Here is a 19956-nt window from a genome sequence, read left to right as displayed (position 1 = left end):
CCCATAGCAAAGGCGAAACAGATGGACGAACAGATGACATCGGGCACTGGCGCGCATGCCCACGTGGTGGGTGTGAAGTCATGGACCGCGTACCTCAAGGTGCTGGCGCTGGCGGTGCTGGTCTTTTGCGTGGCCCTGCCGCTCGCCTTTGAGCATGGCGACGCCGGCCATATCACCGCGGCCGTGGTGATGGTGCTGGGCGCGCTGCTGGTGGCCTACAAGTTCCTGGCCCTGCGCGCGGTGCTGCTGTACTACGACGATGTTGGGGTGTGGGTCAGTTCCGGCGTGCTGCCCTGGCAGCGCGGCGTCTTTGGCGTGAAGTGGCGCGACATGGACGAGGCGACGTTCGAGCAGGGCTTCTGGAGCTGGCTCACGCGTTCCTACAATGTGCGCATTGGCCACCGCTTCACCAAGGGCAGTGAAATCCGGCTGACCCGGATCAGCAACGGCAAGAACGCCATGGCACTGCTCAATACGCGGCACCACGACATGATCCGCGACGGCGCGCTGGAATGACAGGTCGGCCGGGCCTGCCCGTGACGTCCATTGCGAATATCACTACAATGAACGAATCGACAACCCTGCCTTGAACGGCGTGAAAGGAAGATCCATGATCACATCCAAGTTGAAGCAAACCGCACTGGCAGCGATGCTGGCGCTGGCCGCCACCGCGGCCCACGCCGCCGCGCCGATGGCCAAGACCCAGGCCCCGGGCTTCCAGCGCATGATGCTCGGCGCCTTTGAGGTCACCACGCTGAGCGACGGCACGGTGGACCTGCCGGTGGACCAGCTGCTGTCGCTGAAGCCGCAGCAAACCGTCAAGCTGCTCGACAAGGCGCACCTGGCCGTGCCGCTGGAAACCTCCGTCAACGCTTACCTGATCAACACCGGCAGCAAGCTGGTACTGGTCGATACGGGCGCCGGCGCCCTGTTCGGCCCCACGGTGGGCCGTCTCCTGGCCAGCCTGAAAGCGGCCGGCTACGAAGCAGGCCAGGTCGACGAGGTACTGATCACCCACTTCCACGGCGACCATGTGGGCGGCCTGCTCGATGGCGCCAAGGCAGCCTTCCCGAATGCCACCATCCGCGCCGACAAGCGCGAATCGGACTTCTGGCTCAGCCAGGCCAATATGGACAAGGCGCCGCCCGAAATGAATAACTTCTTCAAGGGTGCCATGATGGCCACCAAGCCGTATGTCGACAATGGCCAGTTCAAGCCCTTCGATGGCGACACCGAGATCGTGCCCGGTATCCGCGCCACCTCGGCCTATGGCCACACGCCCGGCCACACCACCTACCTGGTCGAAAGCGCCGGCAAGCAGCTGCTGCTGGTGGGCGACCTGATTCACGTGGGCGCCATCCAGTTCAACGAGCCTGGCGTGACCATCAAGTTCGACAGCGATCCGAAGACAGCCGCCGCGGCGCGCGCCACGGCCTTCCAGCGCGCGGCCAAAGCGGGCATGCTCATCGGGGCGACGCACCTGTCGTTTCCCGGCATCGGCTATCTTTACAGCGACGGCAAGTCCTACCGCTACGCACCGGTCAACTACACGCGCGCCAGGGATTAAGCGGCGCCGGCAAGCCCCGTCCGGGGGCGGCAGCGCAGTGTGAAGCGCGCCCTTTTGCACGCGAAAAGGCCGCATGACGCCCGATTAGTGCTACTCTGGCGCGCTGTTCACGCTGCGGCTGTCACATGGCCGCAGGGGCGAGTCGCCCCATTTTTTTCGAGGCTATCCATCCCATGATCAAATCCAAAATCGCCCTGGCCGTCCTGCTGACGACTTTCGCGCTGGCGCCAGTTGACGCTGCCAAGTCCAAGAAGCCCGCCAAGGGAAAAACCGGCACCTCCGCCAAGGCCAAGGGCAAGCAAGGCAAAGCCAAGGCCCCGGTGGCCAGACAGCGCAAGGCTGGCGCCGTGCGCCAGGAAGCGCGTGCCGAGGCACCGGCAAGCCGGGCATCGAACGACGCGCCGGGCGACCGCCGCTTCAATACCGTCAGCATGCAGTTCCTGGGCGCGCTGTGGCGCATGGACCCGGAAGGCGCCATCTACGCCGGTAAATACGACAGCGCCGCCAGCCTTACCATCCCCAGCCCGGAACGGCGCGCCCAGCAGCTCGCGTTCATCGACGACTGGCTGGAACGATTCGGCAAGCTCGATCCGGCGCGCCTGTCGCCCAAACAGCGCACCGATCACGCCCTGATCGTCAACAAGCTCAATGCCGACAAGTGGTACCTGACCACCTTCCGCGAATTTGAATGGAATCCGGCGCTGCACAATGTCGCCGGGCCACTCGACCTGATTCTCGGCTCCAGCTACGCGGCCAAGCCGCAGCGCCTGCGCACCCTGCTGCGGCGCCTGGCCCAGGTGCCGGCCTTTTACGCGGCGGCCCAGGCCGGGCTGGTCAATCCGACCCGCGAGCATACCCAGCTGGCGCTGGAGCAGGCACCGGGCACCCTGGTGGTGCTGGCGGACCTGGGCAAGGCAGCCCAGGAATCGATCCTCACGCCGGCCGAAAAGAACCAGTTCGCCCAGCGTATCGCCGCGGCCGGCAGCGCCGTTCTCGCCTACACCGACTTCTTGCGGGAACTCGACCAGAAGCAGCAGGCCAGCAACAGCGCACGCTCGTTCCGCATCGGCAAAGCGCTGTATGAACAAAAATTCGCCCACGACATCCAGGCCAGCGTGAGCGCCGAACAGATGTACCGCAAGGCGCTCACCGCGCGCGACGAGCTGCTGGCGCGCATGGACCAGCTGTCCGACGAGTTGTGGCCGAAGTATATGGCAGGCACACCGAAGCCGGCCGACCGCTTCCGGAAGATCGGCATGGTGATCGACACGCTGTCGGCCAACCACGTGGCGGCCAAGGACTTCTTCCCCGAGATCCGGCGCCAGATTCCGGTGCTGTCGGACTGGGTGGTGCAGAACAACCTGCTCACGCTGGACCCGCAAAAGCCGCTCGTGGTACGCGAGACGCCCATGTACCAGCGCGGCCTGGCCGGTGCCAGCATCGATGCGCCGGGACCGTACCGTCCCAAGGACCGTACCTTCTACAACGTCACCCCGCTCGATGGCCTCACGCCCGAGCAGGCCGAGAGCACGCTGCGCGAATACAACCACTGGATCCTGCAGATCCTGAATATTCACGAAGCCATTCCCGGCCACTACGCGCAGCTGGTCTATGCCAACAAGTCGCCATCGCTGATCAAGGCACTGTTTGGCAACGGCGCCATGATCGAAGGCTGGGCCGTGTACGGCGAGCGCATGATGCTCGAATCGGGCTACGGCGGCAATACGCCCGAAATGTGGCTCATGTACTCCAAGTGGAACCTGCGCGTGGTGACCAACACCATCCTTGACTACAATGTCCACGTGCTGGGCATGACGGAAGCGCAAGCCATGGACCTGCTGATGCGCCAGGCCTTCCAGACCCGCAGCCAGGCCAGCGAGAAGTGGCACCGGGTGAAGGTGTCGTCGGTGCAGCTGACCAGCTACTTCAGCGGCTACAGCGAAATCATGGAACTGCGCGAAGAGCGCAAGCAGGCCCTGGGCCCGCGCTTCGTGCTCAAGGACTTCCACGAGCAGTTCCTGAGCTATGGCAGCGCACCTGTCAAGACCATCCGGGAATTGATGCAGTGATGCAGTCGGCGCTGCGCATCGTGCTGCTGCTGGGCGCGGCGTATGCGCTGGCCTGCCTGGTGCTGTTCCTGCTCCAGCGCTCGCTGCTCTACTACCCGCAGCCGCGCCGCCTTGGCACCGATGCCACCGTCATGAAGCTGGCCGTGGCCGATGCCGAGCTGCTGGTCAGCACCCGCCCCGCCACGGGGCCGGAGGCCGTCATCTACTTTGGCGGCAATGGCGAGGACGTGTCGGGCAGCGTGCCGGACCTGGCCGCGGCCTTCCCGGCGCACGCCTTATATGCCCTGCATTACCGCGGCTATGGCGGCAGCAGCGGCAAGCCGAGCCAGGATGCCCTGTTTGCCGATGCGCTGGCCCTGTTCGACAAGGTGCACGCCAGCCATCCCCATGTCACCGTGGTTGGCCGCAGCCTGGGCAGCGGTGTGGCGGTGCACCTGGCCAGCGTGCGCCCGGCCGAGCGCCTGGTGCTGGTCACGCCCTACGACAGCATTGCCGGCATTGCCGCCGCCCGGTTTCCCTACTTCCCGGTGCGCTTCCTGCTGCGCGACCGCTATGAATCATTCCGCTACGCGCCGCAGATCAAGGTGCCCACCACCATCATCACGGCCGAGCGCGACGAAGTCATTCCGCGCGCCAGCACCAGCCTGCTGCGCACGCGCTTTGCGCCGGGTATCGCGCACGAAGTCGTCATTGCGGCGCGCGGACACAACACCTTGCAGGAAGATCCCCTTTACACCCAGGCGCTGTCGGGCAGGCGCTGAATGTGCAACTGCGCACACTGCTTGTGTGCGCACGCACCGCCACGGCCTCCCGTTCACGGTAGCAAACTGCGTAGAATCATTTTCTCTGCGGTAGCCAACCTGAGGAGGGAAGTCATGCGGTCAATCTCAACCATTGCGGCGTGCTGTCTCCTGCCGGCGGCCGCCCTGGCCCAGGTCCAGCCCGGGCCAGGCAGCTGGAGCGCCAACCAGACCTGGGCCGCGGACACGGTCAACGGCGGCAACCTCACCGGTTTCGTCTACTGGCCATCGGTGCCGCCCGCGCTGGGCGGCAAACGGGCGCTGGTGCTGGTGCTGCACGGCTGCGCCCAGACGGCCGCGAGTGACGTGATCGACTCGGCCACTGATGGCGGCTTCAACTGGAAGCGCGCGGCCGACCAGTATGGCGCCGTGATCCTGGCGCCCAATGCCACCGGCAATGTCTATGGCAGCCACTGCTGGGACTATGCCAGCACCAGCCACAAGCGCACCAGCGGCCACGACGGCGTGCTGCTCGACCTGGTGCACCGTTTTGTCAGCCATCCCCAGTACGGGATCGATCCGAAACAGGTGTACGTGACGGGATTGTCTTCCGGCGGCGGCCAGGCCATGGCCCTGGGCTGCCTGGCGCCGGATATTTTTGCCGGTCTCGGCATCAATGCTGGCCCCCCACCGGGCACCACCACCGGGCAAATTGGCTTCGTGCCATCGGGCTACAGCGCGGCGACGGCGGCGAACCAGTGCCGCAACCTGGCGGGAGCGAACGCCCCGTTCTTTGCCACCCAGATAAGCAGCGTGGTATGGGGCACCAGCGACTACACGGTCGCCCAGGCGTACGGCCCCATGGATGCGGCGGCCATGCGCCTGGTCTATGGCGGCACGTTCACCAAGGGCGCGCCGGTGGCGGTCACCCCTGGCGGCAGCAATATTTTTCACACCGATGCCGGCGGCAAGGTGCGCACGGCCGAGATGTCGGTCACGGGCCAGGGCCACGCCTGGCCGGCCGGGGCCGGGGGCCAGGCCACCCATTTCGTCGACGCCAGCAAGGTCAACTATCCCGCCTTTGTGATGGATTTCTGGTTTCGCCACAATGCGCGCGTCAGCACGGTGGCCGCTCCCGTCATGACGGCCTGCAGCGCGACCGTGTCGGGCACGACGGCGACCGTGAGCGGCGCGGCGATGGATCAGGCAGGGCCGGTGAGCAGTTACCGCGTGCAGCTTTCCGGGGCAACGCCGGTCGATGATGGCGCTGCCGGCAGCGGTGCCAGTTTCAGCAAGGGTTACGCCCTGGCCCATGGCTATTACACGGGCAGCGTCAGCGCCACCAATGCGGCCACCGGGCAGGTGTCGGCGGCCTGCCAGCTGCCGCAATTTCTGGTGGGAACCGCCCCGGCCCTGCCGCCGCCGGCCGGCCTGACAGTGACGGCGCGCGGCGCCACTTCCATCTCCCTGGCCTGGACGGCGGTGCAGGGTGCCGGCGGCTATCATGTGTACCGCGACGGTAGCCGGATAACGGCGGCGCCGGTCAGCACCACCAGCCATACGGCGGGGGGCCTGGCCGACAGCACGGCTTACCGGTTCCAGGTCTCGGCCGTGGGAGCGGCCGGGGAAGGCGGCCTCTCGGCGGCCGTGAGCGCCAGCACGACAAGCGGATTCATCTGTACGGCCACCAGCGCCAGCAATTATGCACATGTCCAGGCTGGACGGGCTTATGCCAGCGGCGGCTATGCCTATGCCCGGGGTTCGGGCCAGAACATGGGCCTGAACAATACTTTCTATATCCGGACACTGGCCCAGACCAGTCCCGCGTATTACCTCATCGGGCATTGTCCGGCGCCGTGATGCATTGGAGCAGCAAAACGCGTGTAGGGCGCCGACAGGGACATGCGCACTTGTCCTACTCAAGGCGAAGCGTAAGACTCCTATCATGGATGTATACATCAACGGGGGAGGAATACCATGTTTTCTTTGAACCAGTTAAGCCCATCCATTACGGACATGATCCGTTTTGATCACTCGCATGTGCTGGTCACGTTCCACCAGTACACCAGCACGACCAAGGATACGGTCAAGAAAGCGCTGGCCGACACGATCTGCGATGCGCTGGAAATCCATGCCACCTTGGAAGAAGAGATCTTTTATCCCGTCCTGCGCCGCCTCAACCCAACGGAGTCGGTCATCATGAAGAGCGAGCCGGAGCATGATGAAATGCGCCGCATGATCAGCGAGCTGCGCGCCACGCCCGCCCATGACAGCAAGCACGACACCCTGTTGCACGACCTGATGCGCGACGTCATGCATCACGTTGCCGATGAGGAAACCGTGCTGCTGCCGGAAGCGGAACGCATGCTGGGCAAGGAACGCCTCAACGAACTGGGCGCGGCCATGACCAAGCGCCGCCTGGAGTTGCTCAAACCCAAGGCTGGGCAGATTGCAAAGAATACGGCAGTCGGATTTTCCGGCAGCACCACGGCCATCGTGGTGGGCCTGGCCGGCGCCCTGATGGCTGCGCGTTTCGTGTCCAGGAAAATGCCTGACATGGGCACCACGCACCACTAAGCGGCAATCCTTGAGCCAAGCGATCGCAGCGGCATGGCGCCGCTGCGATCGCTTGCGCGTCAAGTCTTCAGTTCCGGCTCTTCCGGCGCCTGGGTGGCGCGCACGAACAGCGGCGCGAGCAGGATGCCCACTTCAAACAACAGGCACATTGGAATGGCCAAGGCCAGCATGCTGACCGCGTCCGGCGGCGTCACGATGGCGGCAATGGCAAACGCGCCCACGATGGCGTAGGGCCGGATTTCCTTGAGCTTGGCCACGCTGACTATGCCCATGCGCACCAGGATCACGACCACCACCGGCACTTCAAAGGTGGCGCCAAAAGCCAGGCACATGGACATGACGAAATCGAGATAGTTTTCAATATCCGGCGTCACGGCAATGGAGGTGGGTGCGAATTCGCCAATGAACTTGAATACCCGGCCAAACACGAGGAAATAGCAAAACGCCACGCCGGCCATGAACAATGCCGACGATGACAGGACCAGCGGCAGCACCAGCCGCTTTTCGTGCGCATACAGGCCCGGCGCGATGAATGCCCACATCTGGTAAAACACCCAGGGCAGCGCCAGGATGATGGCCAGCACCAGGGTGACCTTCATGGGCACCAGAAATGGTGAAATGACGCCCGTGGCAATCATCTTGGAGCCGGGCGGCAGAGATTCAATCATCGGCCTGGCAATGAAGTCGTAGATGTCGGCAGGCCCGGGCCACAGGAACAGGCCCGCGCACACCAGCGCCACGCCAATGAGCGCCTTCACCAGGCGGTCGCGCAGTTCAACTAAGTGAGAGATGAAGGTCTCTTCGGCCGGTGCTTGCTCTGTCATGAAAAGAAGGAAGGTGATTTGGCCATGCGCGGGCGGTACTTGCGCACGCGCGCCGCACCGGAGAGGATGTGCGACTTGCCGTGGTTGCGCTGCTTGTACCAGCCGGGAACGGCTGAATTGCGGACCAGCTTCTTGCGCCGGAAGTCACGCGCCTTGCGTTCCAGGTCACTCATGGTGGCCGTGGGCGCGGTGGACGAGGGCAGGTCGCGCCAGGCCGCTTCCACGTCATCGAGGCTTTCCTGCAGGGCCGACTGGACATCGGCCTGCATGGAGTGGGCCGACTCCTGGAATTCCTTCTTGAGGTTGCGCAGCTCGTCGAGTTCAATTTCGCGGCTGACCTCGGACTTGACTTCGTGCAGATAGCGCTGGGCGCGGCCATACAGCGTGCCGGCCATGCGCGCGACCTTTGGCAGCTTTTCAGGGCCGATCACGACCAGCGCCACCACGCCAAGAATGGCGATTTTCGTCAATCCCAGATCGATCATGGGGCCTCAGGCAAGCTGCAGGCCTTGGCCGCCCGTGCCGCTGTCACAGCTTGCTCTTTTCTTTCGATTCCACGTCAATCACGGTCTTGTCGGCCACCTGCTGCGGCGGCACCGGCTTGGCCTCGTCATCATGGCCCTTGACGCCATCCTTGAAGCCCTTGACGGCCTTGCCAATATCGCCACCCATATTGCCCAGTTTCTTGGTGCCGAAGATCAGCACCACGACAACCAGCAAAATAACCCAGTGAATCCAGCTTGTGCTACCCATTTCAATCTCCTTGGAGGGCGAATTGCCCCGTATCGTCAAGCTTACGCCGCTATTTTACGCGAATCAGCCGGTAACGTGCATCGGTGTCAATGTTGCCCACGCCAGGGGTGGGGCCCGCCAATCAGGTGCATGTGCAGATGGTACACCTCCTGCCCGCCGTCCGGCCCACTGTTGATCAGGGTCTTGAAGCCACCGCCGGGCTTGCCATCGACCCCATGGTGCACTGCGCAGCCATGTTCGGCCGCCAGCTTCGGGGCCAGTGCCAGCATCTTGCCCAGTACGGCAGTGTGGGCCTCGGTGGTGTCCGAAAGGGTGGCGACGTGCTGCTTGGGAATGATCAGCAGGTGGACGGGCGCCGCCGGGTGGATATCCTTGAAGGCCAGCAAGTCGTCATCTTCATGGACGATGCTGGACGGGATCTGTTTGGCCGCGATCTTGCAGAACAGGCAGTTTTCCACAGCGTTTTCTCCGGTAGATAATGATTCAGTCTGCGCGGGCGGCTTTTTCGGCAATGCCGGACACGCCTTCGCGCCGCGCCAGTTCGTCGAGCACCTGCTGGGGCGTGAGGCCAAACTGGGCCAGCAGCACCATTGAATGGAACCACAGGTCGGCGCACTCATAGAGCACCTTGCCGGCGTCGCCCGCCGCCCGTGCATCCTTGGCCGCCATGACCAGTTCGGTCGCTTCCTCGCCGATCTTTTTCAGGATCGCGTCATCGCCCTTGGAAAACAGGCGCGAGACGTAGGATGTGGCGGGGTCGCCGCCATGTTCCAGCTTGCGCGACTCGATCACGTCAGCCACGCGGGCCAGGGTTGTGCTCATGATTTGTTCTTTGGTTTGGTATAAATGGTTTCCGGATCCTGCAGCACCGGATCGGCGCTGTGCCAGTCACCGGTCTTGGCGTCACCCTCAAACTTCTGGAAAAAGCACGAATGGCGGCCCGTGTGGCAGGCGATACCGCCGCTCTGCTCGATCTTGAGCAGCACCACGTCTTCATCGCAGTCGAGGCGCATTTCGAGCACCTTTTGCGTGTGGCCCGATTCTTCGCCCTTGTGCCACAGCTTCTTGCGCGAGCGGCTCCAGTACACCGCTTCGCCCAGCTCCACCGTGCGCGCCAGCGCGTCGCGGTTCATCCAGGCGAACATCAGCACGTCGCCGCTGGACGCTTCCTGGGCAATCACGGGCACCAGGCCCTGCTCGTCCCATTTGACTTTCTTGAGCCACTTCAGGTTGGCCGCCACGCTGGCCACCGTGCCCGGGGTGTTGGTGCTGCTCATGCGCGCTCCTGGTCCAGTCGCATCGGGATGCCCTGCGCGGCCATGAAGCGCTTGGCTTCCTGCACCGTGTGCTGCCCGTAGTGGAAGATGGAAGCTGCCAGCACCGCATCGGCGCGGCCGATCTTGATGCCGTCGGCCAGGTCCTGCAGCCCGCCCACACCGCCCGAGGCAATCACGGGAATGCCGATCGCGTTCGACACGCCGGCAGTCAGGCCAAGATCGAAGCCGGACTTGGTACCGTCGCGGTCCATGCTGGTGAGCAGGATTTCGCCGGCACCCAGGCGTTCCATGTTTTGCGCCCATTCGATGGCGTCCAGCCCCGTGGCCTTGCGCCCGCCATGGGTGAATACTTCCCACTTGCCGGGCGCCACCTGCTTGGCATCGATCGCCACCACAATGCACTGCGAACCGTGCTTTTGCGAAGCCTCGAACACGAGCTGCGGATTGGTGACGGCGGAAGTGTTCATGCTGACCTTGTCGGCACCGGCATTGAGCAGGCGGCGCACGTCTTCCACCTTGCGCACGCCTCCGCCCACTGTCAGCGGAATGAACACTGTCGAGGCCACGGCCTCGATGATGTGCAGGATCAGGTCGCGGTCGTCGCTGGACGCGGTGATGTCGAGGAAGGTGATTTCATCGGCGCCCTGCTCATCGTAGCGGCGTGCGATTTCCACCGGGTCGCCGGCGTCGCGCAGCTCCGTGAAATTGACGCCCTTGACCACGCGGCCATCGGTCACGTCGAGGCAGGGAATGATTCGTTTTGCGAGCATAGTAGTGGCGGCCGGTCAGGCCAGGTCGCCCTCGGTGAGCTGGTCGGCGCGCGCCTGCGCTTCGGCCAGGTTGATGGTGCCTTCGTAGATCGAGCGGCCGCAGATGACGCCCTCGATGCCTTCGTCCTGCACCGCGCACAACGCTTCGACGTCGCCGATGTTGTGCAGGCCGCCGGAGGCGATGATGGGAATGCGCACCGCTTGCGCCAGCTTGACGGTGGCGTCGATGTTAATCCCGCCCATCATGCCGTCGCGGCCGATGTCGGTGTAGATGATCGATTCCACGCCATAGGCTTCGAACTTCTTGGCCAGGTCGATCACTTCGTGGCCGGACATCTTGCTCCAGCCATCGGTGGCCACCTTGCCATCCTTGGCATCGAGGCCGACGATGATGCTGCCGGGGAAAGCGCCGCAGGCGTCGTGCAGGAAGCCCGGGTTCTTCACCGCGGCCGTGCCCACGATGATGTAGGTGATGCCGTCGTCGAGATAGCGCTCGATGGTATCGAGGTCGCGGATGCCGCCGCCCAGCTGCACGGGGATTTCGTCGATGTCGTTATCGACCGCGAATTCCTGCACCACCTGCAGGATGGACTTGACGGCGGACTCGTTGACCGGCTTGCCCGCAAAGGCGCCGTTCAGGTCCACCAGGTGCAGACGGCGCGCACCCTGCTTGAGCCAGTGCAGCGCCATCTCGGCTGGGTCTTCGGAAAAAACGGTGGCAAGTTCCATATCGCCCTGCTTGAGGCGAACACAGTGACCGTCTTTGAGGTCGATGGCAGGAATGAGCAGCATGATCGATGTCTTAGGTTAGGTTGAAATCAGGGATTCCATTGAACGAAGTTCTTGTACAGCTGCAGTCCCGCCGCGGCGCTTTTCTCCGGGTGGAACTGGGTGGCAAAGATATTGCCCCGCGCGACAGCGCAGCAGAATGGCTGGCCGTAGTCGGTCTCGCCCACCACCAGGTCCTGCTCGGCGGGCTGCACATAGTAGCTGTGCACGAAATAGAAGTATGCATCGTCAGCGATGCCGTCCCACAGCCGGTGGGCGCGCGCCTGCTTGACGCGGTTCCAGCCCATTTGCGGTACCTTGAAGCGCGAGCCGTCGGCCTGCACCCGGCCGGCCAGGTCAAAGCGCACTACCTTGCCGGGCAACAGGCCCAAGCCGGGCGTATTGCCCTCTTCGCTCACATCAAACAGCATCTGCTCGCCCACGCACACGCCCATCATGGGCTTGCTGCGGGCGGCGCGCAGCAGCGCTTCCTCGACGCCCGACTCGCGCAGGCTGGCCATGCAGTCGCGCATGGCGCCCTGGCCGGGCAGCACGATGCGGTCGGCGCTGTCGATGTCGGGCGCTTCGCCGGAAATGAGGACATCGGCTTCGGGCGCCACGGCGCGCAGGGCTTGCGCCACCGAGCGCAGGTTGCCCATGCCGTAATCGACCACCACAATTTTTTTCATAGTCAGTGCCAGCGTGATTTACAGGCTGCCCTTGGTCGATGGGATGGTGCCGGCCGAGCGGGCGTCGAGTTCTGCGGCCATGCGCAGGGCGCGGCCGAAGGCCTTGAATACCGTCTCGCACTGGTGGTGGGCGTTCTCGCCGCGCAGGTTATCGATGTGCAGCGACACCAGCGCGTGGTTGACGAAGCCCTGGAAGAATTCGTGCGCCAGGTCGACATCAAAGGCGCCGATCATGGAGCGCTTCCAGGGCACGTGCATTTCCAGGCCGGGACGGCCCGAAAAATCGATCACCACGCGCGACAGCGCTTCGTCCAGCGGCACGTAGGCGTGGCCGTAGCGGCGGATGCCCTTCTTGTCGCCGATGGCCTTGGCCACCGCCATGCCCAGCGTGATGCCGGTGTCTTCCACCGTATGGTGGGCGTCGATGTGCAGGTCGCCCACGCAGTCGATATCGAGGTCGATCAGGCCGTGACGCGCGATCTGGTCGAGCATGTGGTCCAGGAAGGGAACGCCGGTATTGAGCTTTTGCTGGCCCGTGCCGTCGAGGTTGATCGAAACACGGATTTGCGTTTCGTTGGTGTTGCGCGTTATTTCTGCAGTGCGGTTCATGGACGTTGCTCGGTTAGTGCGAAATCAGCGATGCCTTGAAGGCATCCAGGAAGGCGGAATTTTCTTCGGGCGTACTCACGGTCACACGGATGCAGTTGGCAAGCATCTCGTGCATTTTACTCACATTTCGGACCAGGACACCCGATTTGACCAGTTTCGCGCAGGCAGCGGCGGCATCGGGCACGCGGATCAGCAAAAAGTTGGCCGACGACGGGTAGACGGTGATGCCGGGCAGGGCGGAGAGGGCCTCGAACAGCGACGTGCGGGCGGCAATGATCCGGCTGGCCTGCTCGTTGAGGATGTCGATGTGCTCGAGCGCGAATTCGGCCGTGATCTGGGACAGCACATTGACGTTGTAGGGCGGGCGCACCTTTTCAAACTGCTCCAGCAGTTCCGGCGCGGCGGCCATGTAGCCCAGGCGGATGCCGGCCAGGCCCATCTTGGACACGGTGCGCATGACGATCATGTTCTTCAATTCAGGCAGGCGCTGCATGAAGCTGGCGCGGGCAAACGGGCTGTAGGCCTCGTCGACGACGGCAATGCCGGTCTCACCGAGGGCCTGGATAATCTCCACCATGTCGCCGGCATCGAACAGGTTGCCGGTCGGGTTGTTGGGGTAGGCCAGGAACACCACCGACGGCTTGTGCGTGGCAATGGCGGCCAGCATGGCCTCCTTGTCCAGCGACAGGTCGGCGCGCAAGGGCACACCCACGAAGGCCATCCCGGCCAGCATGGCAGTGCGGGCGAACATGACAAAGGCCGGCACCGGCGCCATCATGACCGGACGCGGACCGGCGCCGGGGCCGGAGAGGGCCATGGCGATCATGGAAATGAGCTCGTCCGAGCCATTGCCGAGGATGACGTCGTAGCCTTGCGGCACACCCATGCGTGCGCACAGCTGGTGCTTGAGGCTTGCGTAGGTGGGCACGGGATAGCGGTTCAGGACCGCGTCGGCCAGGCGCCGCCCCAGTTCCTCGCGCAGCGGCGGCGGCAGGGGATACGGGTTTTCCATGGCATCGAGCTTGATCAAGCCGCTCGATTCGGACACGTGGTACGGCGCGTCGGCGCGTATCTCGGGCCGAATGGTATTGGCGATCAGATTCTCGATAAATGACATGGTGGCGTGTTACTCCTCGTTGGTGATAGTTTCTGACCGGTTGGTCTTGCGTTTGATAGGCTTTTTTTCCGATGGCTCGGGCGACAGGCGGTCGCGGATGATCTCGCAGTACACCGGGTTCAGTTCAAAGCCGACAAAATTGCGCCCGCAGCGCTGCGCTGCCAGTGCGGTGGTGCCGCTGCCGAGGAACAGGTCGAGCACCACGCCGCCCGGCGGGCAGGAAGCCTTGACCATGCGCTCGATGATTTCCAGCGGCTTCTGGGTAGGATGGTCGGCGCGCTCGGGATGCTCCTTGTGCAGACGCGACACGCTCCACAGGTCCTTGGGGTTGTAGCCCACTTCCAGCCACTTGGCACCCACAAAAATGGAGCGCGAGCGCGCCTTCTTGGTTTCGGCATCGTAGGGAATGCGCACGGCGTCCAGGTCGAAGTAGTAATCCTTGCGCTTGACGAAAAAACCGATGGTGTCGTGGACCGAGGTGAAGCTGCGCACGCTGCCGCCCATGGACGGCACGCGGCGGTCCCAGATAATCTCGTTCATCATGGTCATGCGCTTTTTGAGCATGACGAAGATCTCGGGCGAAAAGCGCCAGGTAAGGAAGATGTACAGGCTGCCGTTCGGTTTGAGCTTGGGCAGCGCGGCATCGATCCATTGTTCGGTCCAGGCCAGGTAGTCTGCCACGCTTTGCTGGTCCGAGCCGTTGCCGTAATCCTTGCCCAGGTTATACGGGGGATCGGTCAGGATGAGATCAATGGATCCATCCGGGATGCGCGCCAGCCCGGACAGCGCATCCTCACAGAAGACCTGGTTGACCCATTGCTCCATTTATTGGGCGTCCCGGATGCGCAGTTCCGCGCTGCGCGCGTGCGCCTGCAAGCCTTCGCCGTAAGCCAGTTCGGCCGCGACCTTGCCCAGCGTTTGCGCGCCCGCTTCGCTCACGTGGATGATGGAGGAGCGCTTCTGGAAGTCGTACACGCCCAGCGGCGACGAAAAGCGCGCCGTGCGCGACGTCGGCAGCACGTGGTTGGGGCCGCAGCAATAGTCGCCCAGCGACTCGGACGAAAAGCGGCCCAGGAACATGGCACCGGCATGGCGGATCTGCTCGGCCCACTGCTGGGGATTCTCGGCCGAGATTTCCAGGTGTTCGGCGGCGATGTCGTTGGCAATGGCGCAGGCTTCGGCCATGTCGCGCACCTTGATCAGGGCCCCGCGGTCGGTGAGCGAGGTGGAGATGGTGTCGCGGCGCGGCATGTCGGGCAGCAGCTTGTGGATGCTGGCCATGACGCGGGCAATGTAGCCGGCGTCCGGGCACAGCATGATGGCCTGCGCCAGTTCGTCGTGCTCGGCCTGGGAAAACAGGTCCATGGCCACCCAGTCCGGGTCGGTGCTGCCGTCGCACAGCACCAGGATTTCGGAAGGGCCGGCAATCATGTCAATGCCCACGGTGCCGAACACGCGGCGCTTGGCCGCAGCCACGTAGGCGTTGCCGGGGCCGACGATCTTGTCCACTGGCGCGATGGTGTCGGTGCCGTAGGCCAGCGCGCCCACGGCCTGGGCGCCACCGATGGTGATCACGCGCGTCACGCCCGCAATGGCGGCGGCGGCCAGCACCATCTGGTTCTTCACGCCGTCAGGCGTGGGCACCACCATGATGATTTCCCCGACCCCTGCCACCTTGGCCGGAATCGCGTTCATCAGCACTGACGACGGGTAAGCCGCCTTGCCGCCGGGGACATAAATGCCCACCCGGTCGAGCGGCGTGATCTTCTGCCCCAGTACCGTGCCATCGGGCTCGGTATAGGTGAAGCCACCGAGCTCCTGCTTCTGGCGCTGGTGGAATACCCGAATCCGTTCGGCTGCCGTCTGCAGGGCCGCGCGCTGCGCCTCGGGCAGGCTGGCCAGGGCTGCCTGCAGTTCTTCCCCGGTCACGTCAAAGGCCGCCATGCTGGCCGCGCCGCCCGGAATGCGGTCGAGGCGGTTGGTGTATTCCAGCACCGCCGCATCGCCGCGCGTTTTCACGTCCTGCAGGATGGCCGCTACCGCGTGCTCGATCGCGTCATCGGTGGATGCCTCGAATGCCAGCAGGCTGTCCAACTGTTGTTTGAAGTCCGGGGCGGAAGAATCGAAGGTGCGAATCTGTAACGGCATGATGGTCAGTCTTTGTTCAATTGTGACGCTCGTTCGAACGCCTCGAGAATCGGTTGCAGGCGCTCGCGCTTGAGCTTCAGGGCGGCCTGGTTGACGACCAGGCGCGAAGAGATCTTCATGATTTCTTCCACTTCCACCAGATTGTTGGCGCGCAGGGTGCTGCCGGTGGAAACCACGTCCACGATCGCGTCCGACAGGCCCACCAGGGGCGCCAGCTCCATCGAGCCGTACAGCTTGATCAGGTCCACGTGCACGCCCTTGGCGGCAAAGTGTTCGCGCGCGGTGTTGACGAACTTGGTGGCCACGCGCAGGCGCGCGCCATGGCGCACTGCCTTGTCGTAGTCAAAGCCGGCATTGACCGCCACTGACATGCGGCACTTGGCGATATTGAGGTCGATCGGCTGGTACAGGCCTTCGCCGCCATGCTCGAGCAGCACATCCTTGCCGGCCACGCCGAAGTCGGCCGCGCCATGCTGCACGTAGGTGGGCACGTCGGAGGCGCGCACGATGATCACGCGCACATTCGGATCATTGGTCGCCAGGATCAGCTTGCGCGATGTCTCCGGGTTTTCCAGCACCGTGATGCCGGCCGCTTCCAGCAGCGGCATGGTGTCCTCGAAAATGCGGCCTTTCGACAGCGCCAGAATCAGCTGCGAACTCGGGGCAATGGTCTTGAAGGGATTGACGGAGTCGCTCATCAACCTTCCTTGATCCGCTCGATGCTGGCGCCCACCTTCGACAGCTTCACTTCCATGCGGTCGTAGCCGCGGTCGAGGTGATAGATGCGGTCGATGATGGTGGTGCCTTCGGCAGCCATGGCGGCAATCACCAGCGAAGCGGAGGCGCGCAGGTCGGTGGCCATCACGGGCGCACCCACCAGGCGGTCGACGCCGGTGATGAAAGCGGTATTGCCTTCGGTGTGGATCTTCGCGCCCAGGCGCACCATTTCCTGCACGTGCATGAAGCGGTTTTCAAAAATCGTTTCGGTCACGCGGCTGGTGCCCCATGCGACCGTGTTCACGGCCATGAACTGGGCCTGCATGTCGGTCGGGAAGCCCGGGTATTCGGTGGTGCGGAATGAGACCGGCTGCGGGCGGTTGTCCATGCGCGCGCGAATCCAGTCAGGACCGCTGGAGAGCTTCAGTCCCACGTCGCGCAGCTTGTCCATCGCCACATCAAAGATATCGGTGCGGGTATTGGTGAGCAGCAGCTGGCCGCCGGTAGCGGCCACGGCGCACAGGAAGGTGGCCGCCTCGATGCGGTCGGAAATCACGGCATGTCTGGCGCCATGCAGCTCGGGCACGCCCTGGATCACCAGGCGGTCGGTGCCGATGCCTTCGATCTTCGCGCCCATGGCCACCAGCAGGTTGGCCAGGTCCGTCACTTCCGGCTCGCGCGCGGCGTTTTCCAGCACCGTTTCGCCTTCGGCCAGGGTGGCGGCCATCAGCAGGTTTTCGGTCCCGGTGACGGTGATCATGTCGGTGTGGATGCGCGCGCCTTTGAGCTTGGGGCACTTGGCGTAGATGTAGCCGCCTTCGATGCGGATCTCGGCGCCCAGCGCTTCCAGGCCCTTGATGTGCTGGTCCACGGGACGCGAGCCGATGGCGCAGCCGCCCGGCAGCGAGACCTTGGCTTCGCCAAAGCGGGCCAGCAGGGGGCCGAGCACCAGGATCGAGGCACGCATGGTCTTGACCAGTTCATACGGCGCTTCCAGGGTGTCGATGGCGCTGCCGTTGAGGGTGACGTTCTCGTCATCCTGCTTCACCTTCAAGCCTGTCTTTTCCAGCAGCTTGAGCATGGTCCTGACGTCGTGCAGGCGCGGCACATTGGTCAGTTCCAGGTCGCCGGCCGTCAGAAGGCCCGCGCACAGGATCGGGAGCGCGGCGTTCTTCGCACCCGAGATTTTGATTTCGCCATCCAGGCGCTTGCCACCGACGATCTTGAGCTGGTCCATGTCTTATCCTTGATATTCTTCAGGGGTGAGGGTCTTCATCGACAGTGCGTGAATTTCTTCGCGCATGCGGTCTCCAAGTGCAGCATAAACCAGCTGGTGGCGCTGGATCATCCGCTTGCCGGCAAACGCGGGCGAGACGATCAGCGCGTTGAAATGGCGGCCGTCGCCTTCCACCTCGAGGTGGGTGCATGCGAGACCGGCCGAGATATAGCCATGAATGAGTTCAGGAGTAGTAGACACGATAGGTCCTATGGGTCAGTAGCGTTAGTGGCGCAGGTTGTAACCGCGCTTGAGCAGGTTGACGGCGATCGCCGCGAGTACCGCGAAGAACACCGACACGATCGCCAGGCTGGTCCAGGGCGAGACATCGGACTGGCCGAAGAAGCCGTGGCGGAAGCCATCGATCATGTAGAAGAAGGGATTGGCGTGCGAGACGGCCTGCCAGAAGGCGGGCAGCGAATGAATCGAATAGAACACGCCGGAGAGGAACGTGGCGGGCATGATCAAAAAGTTCTGGAAGGCGGCCAGCTGGTCGAATTTTTCGGCCCAGATGCCGGCGATCACGCCCATGGTGCCCAGGATGGCCGCGCCCAGCAGGGCAAAGACGGCAATCCACAGGGGCGCGGCGAAACTGAGGTCCGCGAACCAGGCAGTGATGATGAACACGCCCGCGCCCACCACCACGCCACGCACCACGGAGGCCAGCACATAGGCGGAGATGATTTCCCAGTGCGACAGGGGCGGCAGCAGGATGAACACCAGGTTGCCGGTGATTTTCGACTGGATCAGCGAGGAGGACGAATTGGCAAAGGCGTTTTGCAGCACGCTCATCATCACCAGGCCGGGAATGAGGAAGGCGGTGTACGACACGCCCGGATACACTTCCACCCGTCCTTCGAGCACGTGGCCGAAGATCAGCAGGTACAGCATGGCGGTCAGGATGGGAGCGGCCACGGTCTGGGTCGCGACCTTCCAGAAGCGCAGCGTTTCCTTGTACAGGAGCGTTTGAAAGCCGACGGATATGACATTCATACGGTGCCCTTGTCCATGATCTGCAGGAAGATGTCTTCCAGGTCTGCCTGCTGCAGCTGCATGTCGTCGATCACGGCGCCCGACTGGCGCAGGCGCGCCAGGATCGGTTCAACTTCCGTCACTTCGTTCACGCGCAGGGTGTACTTGTTGCCGTTGCCGTGTTCATCGTGCGAGACCAGGTGGCGCAGCTCTGGCGGGAGGTCGCCGCTGGCCAGGTGCACCACCAGCTGCGAGCCGGAAATGCGGCGGATCAGCGCCTTCATGGTGTCTTCGGCCACCACCTGGCCGCCCTTGAGCATGGCCACGCGCTGGCACATGGCCTGCGCTTCTTCCAGGTAGTGAGTGGTCAATACCACCGTGTGGCCTTCGCGGTTCAGGCGCGAAATGAATTTCCACAGGGTCTGGCGCAATTCCACGTCCACCCCGGCGGTGGGCTCGTCGAGCACGATCACGGGCGGCTTGTGCACCAGGGCCTGGGCCACCAGCACGCGCCGCTTCATGCCGCCGGACAGGGCGCGCATATTGGCGTCGGCCTTGCCGGTCAGGTCCAGGTTGCCCATGACTTCGTCAATCCACTTGTCATTGTTCTTCAGGCCAAAATAGCCGGACTGCAGGCGCAGCGTTTCGCGCACCGTGAAGAAGGGATCGAATACCAGTTCCTGCGGCACCACGCCCAGTTTGCTGCGGGCGGCGCGAAAGTCGGTGGTGACGTCATGGCCGTGAATGGCGACGCTGCCCGCATCGGGCCGGATCAGCCCGGCAATGGTCGAGATCAGCGTGGTCTTGCCGGCGCCATTGGGGCCGAGCAGGCCAAAGAATTCGCCCTCTTCAATGGTCAGGGAAACGCCACCGAGCGCCTTGAGCGACTTGTAGCTTTTCTCGACATTTTTAATCTGGATTGCAGCCATGCTTTTTCTTGGTGAACAAACGTCTAGACAGCATGCATGCACATTGCTGAGTGAGCCGTCAATTATAGGTGAAATCAGGGTCTTCAGAGTTGAGCCGGCAACACAAGCTCGTATAGACAGGTGGCGAACCGGAACCGGTTTACCACCCCAAATG

At 63.5% G+C, this 19956-nt stretch carries 24 protein-coding genes; 6 read left to right on the top strand and 18 right to left on the bottom strand.

Annotated features, from left to right (window positions below; translation table 11 throughout):
- The first annotated feature begins 21 nt into the window (after positions 1–21).
- The 6 genes from KY495_RS09455 to KY495_RS09430 all read left to right on the top strand — a co-directional run bounded on the left by KY495_RS09455 (position 22) and on the right by KY495_RS09430 (position 6953).
- Entirely contained in the window at positions 22–516 is a 495-nt protein-coding gene (locus KY495_RS09455; RefSeq protein ID WP_219883394.1) for a hypothetical protein, read from the top strand.
- A 94-nt stretch (positions 517–610) separates the two neighbouring features.
- The gene (locus tag KY495_RS09450; protein ID WP_219883393.1) at positions 611–1567 is read left to right on the top strand and encodes an MBL fold metallo-hydrolase; all 957 of its coding nucleotides are present in this window, start codon (positions 611–613) and stop codon (positions 1565–1567) included.
- Between the two features lie 173 nt (positions 1568–1740).
- Entirely contained in the window at positions 1741–3636 is a 1896-nt protein-coding gene (locus KY495_RS09445) for a DUF885 domain-containing protein (protein ID WP_219883392.1), read from the top strand.
- Positions 3636–4397 carry an alpha/beta hydrolase gene (locus KY495_RS09440; RefSeq protein WP_219884184.1) on the top strand — a complete coding sequence of 254 codons (762 nt, stop codon included), beginning with the start codon at positions 3636–3638 and terminating at the stop codon, positions 4395–4397. Before KY495_RS09445 ends, KY495_RS09440 begins: the two co-directional genes overlap by 1 nt.
- Before the next feature lie 114 nt (positions 4398–4511).
- A complete protein-coding gene (locus KY495_RS09435) occupies positions 4512–6236 on the top strand; it encodes a PHB depolymerase family esterase (protein WP_219883391.1) in 1725 nt (574 codons plus the stop codon).
- A 117-nt stretch (positions 6237–6353) separates the two neighbouring features.
- A complete protein-coding gene (locus KY495_RS09430; RefSeq protein ID WP_219883390.1) occupies positions 6354–6953 on the top strand; it encodes a hemerythrin domain-containing protein in 600 nt (199 codons plus the stop codon).
- A 59-nt stretch (positions 6954–7012) separates the two neighbouring features.
- Here KY495_RS09430 and tatC read toward each other — a convergent pair whose 3' ends face one another.
- From tatC to KY495_RS09340, 18 genes are all read right to left on the bottom strand, one after another.
- A complete protein-coding gene (tatC, locus tag KY495_RS09425; RefSeq protein WP_219883389.1) occupies positions 7013–7777 on the bottom strand; it encodes a twin-arginine translocase subunit TatC in 765 nt (254 codons plus the stop codon).
- Positions 7774–8262, bottom strand: a complete 489-nt coding sequence (tatB, locus tag KY495_RS09420) for a Sec-independent protein translocase protein TatB (protein ID WP_219883388.1) — start codon at positions 8260–8262, stop codon at positions 7774–7776. The genes tatC and tatB overlap by 4 nt, the downstream gene beginning before the upstream one ends.
- A gap of 43 nt (positions 8263–8305) precedes the next feature.
- A complete protein-coding gene (gene tatA / locus KY495_RS09415; RefSeq protein WP_219883387.1) occupies positions 8306–8530 on the bottom strand; it encodes a Sec-independent protein translocase subunit TatA in 225 nt (74 codons plus the stop codon).
- Between the two features lie 86 nt (positions 8531–8616).
- A complete protein-coding gene (locus KY495_RS09410; RefSeq protein WP_219883386.1) occupies positions 8617–8988 on the bottom strand; it encodes a histidine triad nucleotide-binding protein in 372 nt (123 codons plus the stop codon).
- Between the two features lie 25 nt (positions 8989–9013).
- On the bottom strand, positions 9014–9352 hold the full coding sequence (locus KY495_RS09405; protein WP_219883385.1) for a phosphoribosyl-ATP diphosphatase: 339 nt from the start codon (positions 9350–9352) through the stop codon (positions 9014–9016).
- Positions 9349–9771 (bottom strand): phosphoribosyl-AMP cyclohydrolase, encoded by a 423-nt coding sequence (gene hisI, locus KY495_RS09400; protein WP_219884183.1) that lies wholly within the window; start codon positions 9769–9771, stop codon positions 9349–9351. Before hisI ends, KY495_RS09405 begins: the two co-directional genes overlap by 4 nt.
- A 32-nt stretch (positions 9772–9803) precedes the next feature.
- The gene (hisF, locus tag KY495_RS09395; protein ID WP_219883384.1) at positions 9804–10577 is read right to left on the bottom strand and encodes an imidazole glycerol phosphate synthase subunit HisF; all 774 of its coding nucleotides are present in this window, start codon (positions 10575–10577) and stop codon (positions 9804–9806) included.
- A gap of 15 nt (positions 10578–10592) precedes the next feature.
- The gene (hisA, locus tag KY495_RS09390; protein WP_219883383.1) at positions 10593–11369 is read right to left on the bottom strand and encodes a 1-(5-phosphoribosyl)-5-[(5-phosphoribosylamino)methylideneamino]imidazole-4-carboxamide isomerase; all 777 of its coding nucleotides are present in this window, start codon (positions 11367–11369) and stop codon (positions 10593–10595) included.
- Positions 11370–11395: 26 nt separating this feature from the next.
- On the bottom strand, positions 11396–12034 hold the full coding sequence (gene hisH, locus KY495_RS09385; RefSeq protein WP_219883382.1) for an imidazole glycerol phosphate synthase subunit HisH: 639 nt from the start codon (positions 12032–12034) through the stop codon (positions 11396–11398).
- 18 nt (positions 12035–12052) lie between these two features.
- On the bottom strand, positions 12053–12643 hold the full coding sequence (gene hisB / locus KY495_RS09380; protein ID WP_219883381.1) for an imidazoleglycerol-phosphate dehydratase HisB: 591 nt from the start codon (positions 12641–12643) through the stop codon (positions 12053–12055).
- Between the two features lie 13 nt (positions 12644–12656).
- Positions 12657–13760 carry a histidinol-phosphate transaminase gene (gene hisC, locus KY495_RS09375; RefSeq protein WP_219883380.1) on the bottom strand — a complete coding sequence of 368 codons (1104 nt, stop codon included), beginning with the start codon at positions 13758–13760 and terminating at the stop codon, positions 12657–12659.
- Between the two features lie 9 nt (positions 13761–13769).
- Positions 13770–14585, bottom strand: coding sequence for a site-specific DNA-methyltransferase (locus KY495_RS09370; protein ID WP_219883379.1), 816 nt, complete (start codon positions 14583–14585; stop codon positions 13770–13772).
- Positions 14586–15908 (bottom strand): histidinol dehydrogenase, encoded by a 1323-nt coding sequence (gene hisD, locus KY495_RS09365; protein WP_219883378.1) that lies wholly within the window; start codon positions 15906–15908, stop codon positions 14586–14588.
- Positions 15909–15913: 5 nt separating this feature from the next.
- Positions 15914–16606, bottom strand: coding sequence for an ATP phosphoribosyltransferase (gene hisG, locus KY495_RS09360; protein ID WP_219883377.1), 693 nt, complete (start codon positions 16604–16606; stop codon positions 15914–15916).
- On the bottom strand, positions 16606–17862 hold the full coding sequence (gene murA, locus KY495_RS09355; RefSeq protein ID WP_219883376.1) for a UDP-N-acetylglucosamine 1-carboxyvinyltransferase: 1257 nt from the start codon (positions 17860–17862) through the stop codon (positions 16606–16608). Before murA ends, hisG begins: the two co-directional genes overlap by 1 nt.
- A gap of 3 nt (positions 17863–17865) precedes the next feature.
- The gene (locus KY495_RS09350; protein ID WP_219883375.1) at positions 17866–18102 is read right to left on the bottom strand and encodes a BolA family protein; all 237 of its coding nucleotides are present in this window, start codon (positions 18100–18102) and stop codon (positions 17866–17868) included.
- 24 nt (positions 18103–18126) lie between these two features.
- Positions 18127–18894, bottom strand: a complete 768-nt coding sequence (locus KY495_RS09345; protein WP_219883374.1) for an ABC transporter permease — start codon at positions 18892–18894, stop codon at positions 18127–18129.
- A complete protein-coding gene (locus KY495_RS09340) occupies positions 18891–19802 on the bottom strand; it encodes an ABC transporter ATP-binding protein (RefSeq protein ID WP_219883373.1) in 912 nt (303 codons plus the stop codon). The genes KY495_RS09345 and KY495_RS09340 overlap by 4 nt, the downstream gene beginning before the upstream one ends.
- Positions 19803–19956 lie beyond the last annotated feature (154 nt).

The sequence above is a fragment of the Massilia sp. PAMC28688 genome, from assembly GCF_019443445.1.
Taxonomy (GTDB): domain Bacteria; phylum Pseudomonadota; class Gammaproteobacteria; order Burkholderiales; family Burkholderiaceae_D; genus Telluria_A.
The sequence above is the reverse complement of the archived record's forward strand: the minus strand, read 5'-3'. Positions and strand labels throughout refer to the sequence as shown.